A 12,277-nucleotide genomic window follows, 5' to 3' on the forward strand; every position below is an offset into this window, starting at 1 on the left:
GCGTTAATGGGCTTCTTGTCTCAAAGACTGGCGGGCTCTTCTCTCGGAATGACAGGTTTGTCTCGTAGAGTCTTGGGAGTAGGGCTACTTGCTACTCCTTCTATTGCCTTTGCGGCAACGCCTCCTTCTCTCGATTTAGCGACCACCTTTGGGTCGCTAATTTTCGTTATAGCCTTCATTTTATTTATTGCTTGGCTACTGAAGCGAATGCAAGTGCCTGCGATGTCGAATCAACAAGGTTTGGCTATTATTAGGCAAATTCCGGTAGGCACAAAAGAACGTATCGCTATTGTACAAGCGGGTGATGAACAGTTCTTGGTAGGCATTACCACACAATCGATTCAGCTGATCTCTAAGCTCGATAAACCTCTCACTCAGGAGATGCTGGAAAAAAGTACATTTTCAAGTCAGCTTTCCCAGCTAATAAAAAAAGATGCAAACAAGTAACGGATTTTTGAATCCATTTTACTTTTGCCATGCCGGATTTTTCCGTACGGTGAAAGTGTGGTTGGTTCAGCTCATCATATTCTGCTCTCTCGTATTTAGCGTGTCAGTATTTGCACAGGTTGAAGATGGCACTGTCATTCCTGCGAATACCGCTGGATCTGAGTCGGTCACCATCAGTACGATGCAGCAAGATCAAGCCAAATCGAAGACTATGACCACTGGTAGCTTAACCGGTAATGGTGGCGGCATACCTGCATTTACCATGACCACCAATGCCAATGGCGGTGAAGACTACTCGATTAACCTGCAAATTCTTGCGTTAATGACCATGCTTGGCTTCTTGCCGGCGATGGTTATTTTGATGACATCGTTCACCCGCATTGTGGTTGTGATGTCTATTTTGCGTCAGGCAATGGGTCTCCAACAAACACCTTCAAACCAAGTGATTATTGGCATTGCGATATTTCTGACCTTCTTCATCATGTCGCCAGTAATCAGTCAGGTCAATGAACAAGCTGTTCAGCCTTATTTGAATGAACAGATATCAGCGCGACAGGCGTTTGATGTTGCCCAAGGGCCGATTAAGTCTTTTATGCTTAAACAGACTCGAATCAAAGATCTTGAAACTTTTGTTGAGATATCCGGTGCGCAAGTAACTAACCCAGAAGATGTTTCAATGGCGGTTCTGATTCCTGCGTTTATCACGTCTGAATTGAAAACAGCTTTCCAGATAGGCTTTATGTTGTTCTTGCCGTTCCTAATTATCGACTTGGTGGTGGCATCAGTTTTGATGGCCATGGGTATGATGATGTTGTCACCAATGATTGTATCGTTGCCGTTTAAGTTGATGTTGTTCGTCCTTGTTGATGGTTGGAATTTGATACTCTCCACACTCGCCGGCAGTTTTGCCTTGTAGCTGGGGGAAGCATGAATCCTGAAATATTCGTAGATTTGTTCCAAGATGCCCTTTGGATGGTACTAATTATGGTGTGCGCCATAATTATTCCTAGCCTGCTGATTGGTTTGGTTGTGGCTGTTTTCCAAGCGGCTACTTCGATCAATGAACAAACTTTAAGTTTCCTACCACGTTTGATCGTGACGTTATTAGCGTTGATGATGTTTGCGCATTGGATGACCCAAATGATGATGGAGTTCTTTTTCGAACTCATCGAACGCTTGCCACAAGTTCTTTACTAAACCGATATGGAATACCCAACGAGCCTTGTACTAGAGTGGTTAGCCAATTATTTTTGGCCCTACACTCGCATCTCAGCCATGCTGATGGTGATGACAGTAACCGGTGCACGCTTTGTGTCGCCGCGTATTCGTCTGTATTTAGGTTTAGCGATCACCTTTGCGGTGATGCCTGCGATCCCCGCTGTTCCTAAAGAGATTGAACTGCTCTCTTTCCAAGGTTTCTTGACTGTATTTGAACAAATCGTGATTGGCGTTGCCATGGGGTTTGTCACCCAATTCATGATTCAAACTTTCGTGATGCTCGGCCAGATATTGGGTATGCAATCAAGCTTGGGTTTCGCCTCTATGGTGGATCCGGCTAACGGGCAAAACACGCCAGTACTGGGCCAGTTGTTTATGTTGCTAGCGACCATGTTTTTTTTGGAGACAGACGGTCACTTGAAAATGCTGCAGCTGGTGGTGTTCAGCTTTAAGACTTTGCCCATTGGCAGTGGAAGTTTGACCTCTGTTGATTATAGAGAGCTTGCTCTGTGGTTGGGTATCATGTTCAAAACAGCATTAGCAATGTCATTGTCTGGTATTATTGCGCTGCTGACGATTAACCTTTCGTTTGGTGTAATGACGCGTGCGGCACCTCAACTAAATATCTTTTCTTTGGGTTTCTCATTTGCGCTACTCGTGGGCCTATTGCTTTGTTGGTATATCCTTGGCGGCTTATTTAGTCACTATGAGTTATTCTGGATACAAACCGAACAACAGATATGTCGTCTAATCAGGTTAGAGTGCTAGGAGACTAAAATGGCAGAGTCAGACGGTCAAGAACGCACGGAAGACGCCACGCCCAAACGCTTGCAACAGGCCAAAGAGAAAGGGCAGGTTGCAAGGTCAAAAGAGTTAGCGTCGGCGTCGGTACTTATTGTTGGTGCGATTGCTTTAATGTGGTTTGGTGAATCGATGGCGAAAGCTTTGTTCGAAACAATGCAACGTCTGTTTTCTCTGAGTCGGGAAGAAGTTTTTGATACCACAAAACTCCTCGAAATTGCAGGTGGCGCATTAGTGAATCTATTGTTCCCGCTGTTCTTAATCCTGATAACCTTATTTGTTGCAGCCGTCATTGGTGCGGCGGGTGTCGGAGGAATTAATTTCTCTATGCAGGCGGCGATGCCTAAGGCGTCTAAGCTAAACCCACTCAGTGGTATTAAGCGTATGTTTGGTCTGCAGAGTTGGGTTGAACTGTTGAAATCTATCTTGAAAGTGGCACTTGTTTCGGGAATGGCCATCTATCTTATTCAAGCTTCTCAACACGATTTAATGCAACTGAGCATGGAGGTATACCCACAGAATATCTTCCACGCTTTAGATATCTTGCTTAATTTTATTCTGCTGATCAGCTGCTCTTTACTTATCGTGGTGGCGATTGATATCCCGTTCCAGATTTGGCAACACGCCGATCAGCTGAAGATGACCAAACAAGAAATTAAAGATGAACACAAAGATACTGAAGGTAAGCCTGAAGTTAAGGGCCGCATTCGTATGTTGCAAAGAGAAGCTGCCCAGCGCCGTATGATGGCTGACGTACCTCAAGCGGATGTGATTGTGACCAACCCGGAGCATTTCTCGGTGGCTCTACGCTATAAGCAGAATCAAGACAAAGCCCCCGTTGTAGTTGCGAAAGGTGTTGATCATATGGCAATGAAGATCCGTGAAATTGCCCGTGAAAATGACATCTATATTGTTCCTGCGCCACCATTGGCTAGGGCGCTTTATCACACTACCGAACTAGAACAACAAATTCCTGACGGTCTGTTTACAGCAGTTGCTCAAGTGCTTGCATATGTGTTTCAACTGAAACAGTACCGAAAACGAGGCGGAGAGAGGCCAAAACTCCAAGATTCTAATATGCCGATCCCACCTGATTTACGACATTAGATCAATTGCTTGAGCTCTGCTTGATGAACCCTGATAATAGCGGGCTAGCTAATCCTCTTTTTAGAGAGGCGATGGCAATAATTTGACGAAAAGTGTTGGTACAGTGTTTGCTATATCAACCCCGAATATTATAAGCCGATCATTAATAACCTTAGCATTGTAAATCTGAGTATTATAAGCCCAGTCATTATAAATCCTAGCGTTATAAATCCCGAGCATATAAAGCTTAGTATTATAAACCTGTGCATTTGAACCTATGCACTATAAACCATAGCAACATAGCTTAGACCTGAGCCTCAAATAGCTTAGTGAGATGGCTACAACATAGCGAAACTGTCTAGACTTATGAAATTCTCCCTGCCTTTTGCGGACAAGCTGCCTAAAATCCCTAATCGTGCGATGCCTGCAATTGGCGCACCCGTTATGGTACTTGCGACGCTCGCTATGGTGGTGTTGCCAATACCAGCCTTCTTGTTGGACATGTTCTTCACTTTCAACATTGCACTGTCCATGGTTGTGTTACTGGTTTCGGTTTATACCCGCAGGCCTTTGGACTTCGCTGCATTCCCGACCGTACTTCTGATTGCGACTCTACTTCGATTAGCTTTGAACGTTGCTTCGACACGTGTGGTATTGCTTCATGGTCACGAAGGTGGTGACGCGGCCGGTAACGTTATTGAAGCCTTCGGTAACGTGGTTATCGGCGGTAACTACGCGGTAGGTCTAGTGGTGTTTTTGATTTTGATGATCATCAACTTCATGGTTGTAACCAAAGGTGCGGGTCGTATTTCGGAAGTAAGTGCGCGTTTCACCCTAGATGCCCTACCGGGTAAACAGATGGCAATCGATGCCGACTTGAATGCGGGTTTGATCGACCAAGATCAGGCTCGTACTCGACGTTTTGAAGTGACCAAAGAGGCCGACTTCTACGGCTCGATGGACGGTGCATCTAAGTTTGTTAAAGGCGATGCAATAGCCGGTATCTTGATATTGTTCATCAACATCATTGGCGGCTTGAGTATCGGTATGGCTCAGTTTGACCTTGGTTTTGGTGAGGCCATCGAAATCTATACGCTACTGACTATCGGTGACGGTCTGGTTGCACAAATACCATCGCTGTTACTTTCTATTGCTGCGGCGATGATGGTAACGCGTCAAAATACTGATGAAGACATGGGCGAACAACTTGTCTTCCAAATGTTCGATAATCCTAAAGCCCTAATGATCACCGCTGCTATCCTCGGCATCATGGGTATTGTTCCTGGTATGCCACATTTCTCCTTCTTGAGCCTTGCTGTGGTTGCTGGGGCTGGGGCTTACTTTATCGATAAAAAGAACAAGGCAAAGGTAGAAGAGAAAAATCTACCTGCAACCGCTAATGCCAATGGTGATAAGCCCGCATCGCAAAAAGAACTGTCTTGGGATGATGTTCAACCGGTAGATATTATTGGTCTCGAAGTGGGGTACCGCTTGATTCCTTTGGTCGATAGAGACCAAGGTGGTGAATTGCTTGAGCGCGTGAAAGGTGTACGGAAAAAGCTGTCTCAAGATTTTGGTTTCTTGATTCCAGCAGTACACATTCGCGATAATCTGGAACTGACACCAAACAGCTATCGAATTACCCTGATGGGGGTAGCGGTTGGTGAGGCTGAGATCAAGCCGGACATGGAGCTCGCGATTAACCCTGGCCAAGTCTATGGGATGATAGATGGAGAGCCGACGATTGACCCTGCCTTTGGCCTTGAAGCCGTCTGGATTCGTGAAGAGCAGCGTGAACACGCACAAGCCTTAGGTTATACGGTTGTAGACTCTTCAACCGTACTTGCCACACACCTTAGCCAGCAGTTAACGAATAACGCTTCACAGTTGATTGGCCACGAAGAAGTTCAAAACTTACTTGAGATGCTTAGCCGATCAACACCTAAGCTGGTGGAAGGTTTTGTACCGGATCAATTACAGCTTGGTGTGGTTGTGAAAGTTCTACAAAACCTACTGAATGAAGCGATTCCAATTCGTGATATTCGAACCATTGTCCAAACTTTGTCGGAGTACTCTTCTAAGAGTCAAGAACCTGACATATTAACTGCAGCTGTTCGTATCTCACTAAAACGACTAATTGTTCAAGAAATCAATGGTATAGAGCCAGAATTACCAGTTATAACCTTGATTCCTGAATTGGAACAAATCTTGCATCAAACCATGCAGGCATCCGGCGGAGAATCTGCTGGTATTGAACCTGGTTTAGCCGAACGTTTACAGACCTCACTCAGTAACGCGACACAAGAGCAAGAACTGAAAGGTGAGCCAGCGGTATTATTGACCTCTGGTGTTTTACGTTCGACTCTGGCTAAGTTCGTGAAAAACACGATCCCAAGCTTGAGAGTATTATCTTACCAAGAGATACCAGACGAAAAGCAGATACGTATAGTACAAGCTGTTGGTAATTAAGCCGCCTAATTAGAACGGACGATCGAATTGAAAATTAAACGATTTTTTGCAAAAGATATGCGAACAGCCCTGCTCCAAGTTAAAGAAGAACTTGGCTCAGAAGCGGTGATCATGTCTAACAAAAAGGTCGCAGGTGGTGTGGAAATTGTTGCCGCTATTGATGGCGATTCCAGCCCGTCGACAGCAAGTCCCAGACTCAATAAACCTCAGCAGCCTACGCAAAGCCAGTACACTCAAATGTCTGAGCCCAAATTGCCAACTGGGCGTCGTCAATTAGATGATGACAAGGTTAGCATCCAGCCGAATGCAGAAGGTGGACGCTCAATGACCAAGCGCTTTGCGAATATGCTAAAGCAATACAGTCATGGCGCCGACGATGATCAACAACATCGCGCTGAAAACGAAGACTCGTTATCAGCATTGCTCAATCGCCAGTCAAGTAACGGTCATCAACCTCAGAGTAGCCAGCATTCTAGCGGCACCCTTGACTCGGCCTTTGCTCGTGAAACGGGTTTATCTAAATTGATTGCCGAAGATCGCAGAGTAGAGCGTCCAGCACCTCGCTTAGATCCTACCCGTTATGATCGTGGTCGTGAGAATGCTCAATCCAAAGGTTCAGATACTGAAATGGAAACGATGCGCGACGAGATGACTTCAATTCGTCGTTTGTTAGAGCACCAAGTCTCTGGACTCATGTGGCAAGAAGTCGAACGTCGCGAACCTTTGCGAGCGATGCTTATCAAGCGCCTAGAACGTATGGGTGTTTCGGCAGAACTCGCCGATCAAATGGCCTGTTACATTCCAGAAGACACAAAACCAGCACGAGCATGGAAAGCCTTGCTTGCTCTGGTCGCGGATCAAATCTCAGTAACACAAAAAGATATTTTAAAACGCGGCGGTATTGTGGCCTTACTTGGCCCGACTGGCGTAGGTAAAACAACAACCGTTGCTAAGCTCGCAGCCCGCGCAGCAATGGAGTACGGTGCAGACAACGTAGCGCTTGTGACAACGGACACATATCGCATAGGTGCACATGAGCAGTTATCGATTTATGGTCGAATTATGGGTTGTCCTGTAAGAGTTGCTAAAGATTCTAGTGAATTGGCCGATGTAATATATCAGTTACGTAATCGTCGCCTGATTCTAGTCGATACTGCAGGTATGGGGCAGCGAGATGTTCGCCTATCTGAGCAGTTAGACACATTGATGCAAGAGAGTGGTTCCGTTATCAATAGTTACCTTGTGTTACCCGCAACCGCGCAACGCAAAGTACTACAAGAAACCATTGAACACTTTAGAAGAATCCCGCTGTCGGGATGTATCCTGACGAAGCTGGACGAATCGCTTAGTTTGGGTGAGTTCATCAGTGTGGTAATACAAAATGCATTGCCAGTTGCTTATATAGCAAATGGTCAACGAGTTCCTGAAGATATCGTTATTGCTCAGCCAAAGTACATGATTGCTAAGGCCAATGAGTTATTAGAAAAATCGACAGAGAATGAACCTCATTACTGGAATAGCGATTCTGAAGGGCTCTAGGCGGCGGATAAATATGAATGAGAATATGATACACGATCAAGCTAGCGGCCTCCGTCGCTTAACCCAGCCTTCACTCACAAAAGTTATCGCTGTAACGGGTGGCAAGGGAGGCGTAGGTAAATCGAATGTAACGTTAGGTATGGCTATTTGTATGGCTCGCCAAGGCAAGAAAGTCATGGTACTGGATGCCGATTTAGGATTAGCTAACGTAGACATCATGCTCGGCATTCGTTCTAAACGAAATCTTGGGCATGTGTTGGCTGGCGAGTGTGAACTTAAGGATGCGATTGTCGAAGGGCCGCACGGAATTAAAATTATTCCAGCGACATCAGGCACACAAAGCATGACTGAACTTTCACACGCTCAACACGCTGGATTGATTCGTGCTTTTGGTTCGCTTGAAGACGAGATGGATATCTTATTGGTTGATACCGCAGCGGGTATATCCGATATGGTCATCAGCTTCTCAAGAGCTGCGCAGGACGTGGTTGTGGTGGTTTGTGATGAACCAACGTCGATTACTGATGCATATGCATTGATTAAGCTGTTGAGTCGAGAGCACCAAGTACAGCGATTCAAAATTGTTGCAAATATGGTCAGAAGCTATCGCGAAGGCCGAGAATTATTTGCAAAGTTGACTTTGGTCACAGAGCGCTTCTTGAATGTGAGCCTCGAACTCGTAGCATGTATTCCTTTAGATGATAAAGTACGTCAATCAGTTAAGAGACAGAAAATCGTAGTCGATGCGTTTCCTCGCTCTCCAGCTGCATTGGCAATCAGCTCTTTGGCTAATAAGGCATTGACCTGGCCAATACCAAAAACACCAAGCGGACACTTGGAGTTTTTTGTTGAAAGGCTGCTGAACCGTACTGAATTTATAGAGGAACCATTTGGTGAATAAAGCGCTTACTTACGATCAACATGCTAATCACAATAGCCAGCAGGCTTTTTTTGAGAAGTACTCTGTGTTGGTTAAGCGTATCGCTCATCATTTGTTGGGGCGATTACCGCCTAATGTATTAGTTGATGACTTGATTCAAGCCGGCATGATTGGCCTGATTGAAGCGCAACAGAACTATGATGGTACCAAAGGCGCAAGCTTTGAGACGTACGCAGGTATTCGAATTCGTGGGGCAATGTTGGATGACATTCGCCGCGGGGATTGGGTCCCGAGATCGGTTCATAAAAATAATCGAGAAATCAGTAGTGCAATCGCGGAATTAGAGGGCACTCTCAATCGCGATCCCAGTGATGCTGAGGTGGCAAAGCACATGGGGCTGAGTTTAGACCAGTATCACAGTGCTTTAACTGATATTAATTGCTCAAAATTGGTAGGGATAGAAGACTTAGGTGTCTCTGATGATGTAATATCTCCGAATGAAGATTCTCAAGATAATACGCCTTTTCAAGGGGTTGCAGATGAATCATTCCGCCAAGCTTTGATCGACTCGATAAAACAACTTCCGGAAAGGGAAGGCCTCGTGCTTTCGCTTTATTACGACGAAGAACTCAATTTAAAAGAGATTGGGGAAGTATTAGGTGTCAGCGAATCTCGTGTCAGCCAAATACTAAGCCAATCTATGCAGCGTTTACGCACTAAGTTAAGTGCTTGGACACAGAACGACTAACAACACTGATTTTATTCAGTGGAGGCTAATTTGAACAAAAACATGAAAATTCTCATTGTTGATGATTTTTCAACGATGCGCCGAATTGTTAAAAACCTACTTCGTGATTTAGGTTTCAACAACACTCAAGAAGCAGACGATGGCTTGACCGCGTTACCTATGCTGAAAAAAGGCGAATTTGATTTCGTGGTAACTGACTGGAACATGCCGGGTATGCAAGGTATTGATCTTCTAAAACACGTCCGTGCAGACGCTGAACTTAAGCACCTTCCAGTGCTTATGATCACAGCAGAAGCTAAGCGTGAGCAGATCATCGAAGCAGCGCAAGCGGGTGTTAATGGTTACATTGTGAAGCCGTTCACTGCCGCAACTCTAAAAGAGAAACTCGACAAGATTTTTGAGCGTTTATAAGCACTCATAATAACCTGTTTCAGGCGCTTCATAGAGAGACATTAACTTTTTTGTTTCCCGTTTACCTCTAAAGCTGAAGCGTCACAAACTATGCGGAGTAAGGCCGGACTCAGGATGATTTCATTAGAACAAGCAAAAAAATTAGTAGAGCTGCTTGAAAACGACGAGCAGCAAGGTGCTGATTCTCTTGTTAGAAGCATTTATGAAGATAATTTTAATCTTCAAGATAACCCAATGCTTCAAGAAATAGGCAGTCTGACTCGTGACCTCCATGATTCTTTGACACAATTCAACTTTGACGAGCGTATTAACGTTATCGCAAATGATGAAATCCCTGACGCCAGGGATCGCCTTCAATATGTCATTGATAAAACGGAAGTTGCGGCGAACAAAACGATGGACGCTGTCGATCGCTGTATGCCAATTGCAACTAATTTACACGAGTGTTTACTTCAAGTAAGGCCTCAATGGAATGAACTGATGCATGGCCGCATTGAGCTAGTAACATTCAAAGCTTTATGCCACCGCATTGATGGATTACTTGTCCAAGTAGAAGGTGATAGTACTGAACTACGTGGACAACTGACTGAAATCTTGATGGCTCAGGATTTCCAAGATTTAACTGGGCAGATTATTAGCAAAGTTATTACCTTGGTGAATGAGGTTGAAGGACGTCTGGTAGAGATTCTCACCGTATTCGGTGCGAATCAAATAGAACCAACACCAGAGACAGAGAAGAAGTCATCTATTGCTCCAGAGGGTCCGATCATGAACCCAGAAGCTCGTGAGGATGCTGTTGCATCTCAAGATGAAGTCGACGATTTGTTATCCAGTCTTGGATTTTAAAGGTAACGTATGAGCTACGATTTAGACGAAGATATTCTTCAGGACTTTTTAGTCGAAGCAGGAGAGATCCTCGAACTCCTATCAGAACAACTGGTAGAGCTAGAGAATAACCCTGACGACAAAGAACTACTAAACGCTATTTTCCGTGGTTTCCATACAGTAAAAGGTGGTGCTGGTTTCCTAGCATTGACCGAGCTGGTGGATACTTGTCATGGTGCTGAGAATGTGTTCGACATTCTAAGAAATGGCCAACGCAGTGTAACATCAGGACTGATGGATACGATGCTACAGGCTTTAGATACAGTCAATGTACAGTTTAAAGCCGTGCAAGATGAGGAAGCTTTAGTACCAGCAGACCAATCTTTACTGGATGAACTTCATCGCCTCTGTAAGCCAGAGTCTGAAGATGAAGTTGTGGCAGTAGAAGCTCCAGCACCGGTTATCTCTGAGCCTATCGTTGCAGCTCCTGAGCCTGTTATTGCTCAGGAACCTACTGTTGAAAGTACAAACATCAGTGCATCTTCCGTGGATGATATTTCTGAAGATGAATTTGAGCGTTTACTTGATGAACTTCACGGCAAGGGTGGTTCACCAACGACATCATCTGTAGACACACCAGCGCCAGCACCTGTGGCACCTCAGCCAGTTGCTGCGAGTGGTGACATTACTGACGACGAATTTGAAAAGTTGTTAGATGAGTTGCATGGTGCAGGTCAAAGCCCGACAGCTGCAAGCTCAACGCCACCACCACCTCCTCCAGTCGCTCCGGTAGCCAAAGCACCAGTAAAGTCTGAAGGCGATGACCTAATGACTGATGCTGAGTTTGAGAGTTTACTTGACCAGTTACACGGTTCAGGTAACGGCCCTTCAATTGAAGAGTTGGATGCTGCGACTAAGCCTGTACAAGCGAAGCCTGAGCCTGTTGCGCCGAAAGTCGCTCCTAAACCACAGCCTGCTCCTGTTGCTGTAAAAGCAGAGCCTAAGCCTAGCGTACCAGCAAAAGCTGAAGTTAAAGCGCCTGCGAAGAAGCAGCAAGCTGAAGCCACAGTTCGTGTTGATACATCAACACTGGATACCATCATGAACATGGTGGGTGAGCTAGTATTGGTTCGTAACCGCCTCGTTAGCTTAGGTTTAAACAGCAACGACGAAGAAATGTCGAAAGCTGTCTCTAACTTAGATGTTGTTACTGCTGACCTACAAGGTGCAGTAATGAAGACGCGTATGCAGCCGATCAAGAAAGTATTTGGTCGCTTCCCTCGCGTTGTCCGTGACCTTGCTCGTACCTTGAAGAAGGACATCGTTCTTGAAATGCGTGGCGAAGAAACGGATCTTGATAAAAACTTAGTAGAAGCACTTGCTGATCCCCTGATTCACTTGGTGAGAAACTCTGTCGATCATGGTATCGAAATGCCGGACGACCGTGTTGCTGCGGGTAAATCTAAAACCGGTAAAGTGATTCTGTCTGCCTCTCAAGAAGGCGATCACATTGAACTGGCTATCGTTGATGATGGCGGCGGTATGGACCCTGATAAGCTTCGTGCAATCGCGGTTAAGCGCGGTCTGATGGATGATGATGCAGCGTCTCGCCTAACAAATAAAGAGTGTTTCAATCTAATCTTTGCTCCTGGCTTTTCAAGTAAAGAAAAGATCTCAGATATCTCTGGCCGTGGTGTAGGTATGGACGTTGTGAAAACAGCGATCAACACACTGAATGGTTCTATTGATATCGATTCAGAGATGGGCCAAGGCACCAAGATAACCATTAAGGTTCCGTTGACACTTGCGATTCTACCAACCTTAATGGTCGGTGTTGCGGGTCACCCGTTCGC

At 45.3% G+C, this 12,277-nt stretch carries 12 protein-coding genes; all 12 read left to right on the forward strand.

All coding sequences use genetic code 11. The features are described from left to right. The first annotated feature begins 6 nt into the window (after window positions 1–6). Window positions 7–447 carry a flagellar biosynthetic protein FliO gene (gene fliO, locus AB4653_RS14670; RefSeq protein WP_009848545.1) on the forward strand — a complete coding sequence of 147 codons (441 nt, stop codon included), beginning with the start codon at window positions 7–9 and terminating at the stop codon, window positions 445–447. Further along, a complete protein-coding gene (fliP, locus tag AB4653_RS14675; protein WP_009848544.1) occupies window positions 434–1,363 on the forward strand; it encodes a flagellar type III secretion system pore protein FliP in 930 nt (309 codons plus the stop codon). The genes fliO and fliP overlap by 14 nt, the downstream gene beginning before the upstream one ends. Window positions 1,364–1,374: 11 nt before the next feature. Further along, window positions 1,375–1,644, forward strand: coding sequence for a flagellar biosynthesis protein FliQ (fliQ, locus tag AB4653_RS14680; RefSeq protein WP_009848543.1), 270 nt, complete (start codon window positions 1,375–1,377; stop codon window positions 1,642–1,644). 6 nt (window positions 1,645–1,650) lie between these two features. Then, window positions 1,651–2,433 carry a flagellar biosynthetic protein FliR gene (fliR, locus tag AB4653_RS14685; RefSeq protein WP_009848542.1) on the forward strand — a complete coding sequence of 261 codons (783 nt, stop codon included), beginning with the start codon at window positions 1,651–1,653 and terminating at the stop codon, window positions 2,431–2,433. A gap of 9 nt (window positions 2,434–2,442) precedes the next feature. Continuing rightward, window positions 2,443–3,573, forward strand: coding sequence for a flagellar biosynthesis protein FlhB (gene flhB, locus AB4653_RS14690; protein WP_009848541.1), 1,131 nt, complete (start codon window positions 2,443–2,445; stop codon window positions 3,571–3,573). A gap of 345 nt (window positions 3,574–3,918) precedes the next feature. Continuing rightward, window positions 3,919–6,021, forward strand: a complete 2,103-nt coding sequence (gene flhA, locus AB4653_RS14695; protein ID WP_009848540.1) for a flagellar biosynthesis protein FlhA — start codon at window positions 3,919–3,921, stop codon at window positions 6,019–6,021. Window positions 6,022–6,048: 27 nt separating this feature from the next. Beyond that, window positions 6,049–7,560 carry a flagellar biosynthesis protein FlhF gene (flhF, locus tag AB4653_RS14700; protein WP_032555338.1) on the forward strand — a complete coding sequence of 504 codons (1,512 nt, stop codon included), beginning with the start codon at window positions 6,049–6,051 and terminating at the stop codon, window positions 7,558–7,560. Window positions 7,561–7,573: 13 nt separating this feature from the next. Continuing rightward, on the forward strand, window positions 7,574–8,461 hold the full coding sequence (locus AB4653_RS14705) for a MinD/ParA family protein (protein ID WP_009848538.1): 888 nt from the start codon (window positions 7,574–7,576) through the stop codon (window positions 8,459–8,461). After that, a complete protein-coding gene (locus AB4653_RS14710; RefSeq protein ID WP_009848537.1) occupies window positions 8,454–9,188 on the forward strand; it encodes an RNA polymerase sigma factor FliA in 735 nt (244 codons plus the stop codon). Before AB4653_RS14705 ends, AB4653_RS14710 begins: the two co-directional genes overlap by 8 nt. Before the next feature lie 42 nt (window positions 9,189–9,230). Beyond that, window positions 9,231–9,599, forward strand: a complete 369-nt coding sequence (cheY, locus tag AB4653_RS14715) for a chemotaxis response regulator CheY (RefSeq protein WP_012603445.1) — start codon at window positions 9,231–9,233, stop codon at window positions 9,597–9,599. 114 nt (window positions 9,600–9,713) lie between these two features. After that, window positions 9,714–10,445: a protein phosphatase CheZ gene (locus AB4653_RS14720; protein ID WP_009848535.1), complete on the forward strand. Its 732-nt coding sequence runs from the start codon at window positions 9,714–9,716 to the stop codon at window positions 10,443–10,445. 9 nt (window positions 10,446–10,454) lie between these two features. Beyond that, window positions 10,455–12,277, forward strand: a 1,823-nt coding sequence (locus AB4653_RS14725) for an ATP-binding protein (protein ID WP_372104559.1), incomplete at its 3' end; no start/stop codon positions are given.

Source organism: Vibrio sp. 10N.222.48.A3 (assembly GCF_041475345.1).
Taxonomy (GTDB): Bacteria; Pseudomonadota; Gammaproteobacteria; order Enterobacterales; family Vibrionaceae; genus Vibrio; species Vibrio tasmaniensis_A.

Coding starts and splice junctions, on each gene's coding strand:
- fliO (WP_009848545.1), top strand. CDS start 7: ATGGGCTTCTTGTCTCAAAGACTGGCGGGCTCTTCTCTCGGAATGACA.
- fliP (WP_009848544.1), top strand. CDS start 434: ATGCAAACAAGTAACGGATTTTTGAATCCATTTTACTTTTGCCATGCC.
- fliQ (WP_009848543.1), top strand. CDS start 1,375: ATGAATCCTGAAATATTCGTAGATTTGTTCCAAGATGCCCTTTGGATG.
- fliR (WP_009848542.1), top strand. CDS start 1,651: ATGGAATACCCAACGAGCCTTGTACTAGAGTGGTTAGCCAATTATTTT.
- flhB (WP_009848541.1), top strand. CDS start 2,443: ATGGCAGAGTCAGACGGTCAAGAACGCACGGAAGACGCCACGCCCAAA.
- flhA (WP_009848540.1), top strand. CDS start 3,919: ATGAAATTCTCCCTGCCTTTTGCGGACAAGCTGCCTAAAATCCCTAAT.
- AB4653_RS14705 (WP_009848538.1), top strand. CDS start 7,574: ATGAATGAGAATATGATACACGATCAAGCTAGCGGCCTCCGTCGCTTA.
- cheY (WP_012603445.1), top strand. CDS start 9,231: ATGAAAATTCTCATTGTTGATGATTTTTCAACGATGCGCCGAATTGTT.
- AB4653_RS14720 (WP_009848535.1), top strand. CDS start 9,714: ATGATTTCATTAGAACAAGCAAAAAAATTAGTAGAGCTGCTTGAAAAC.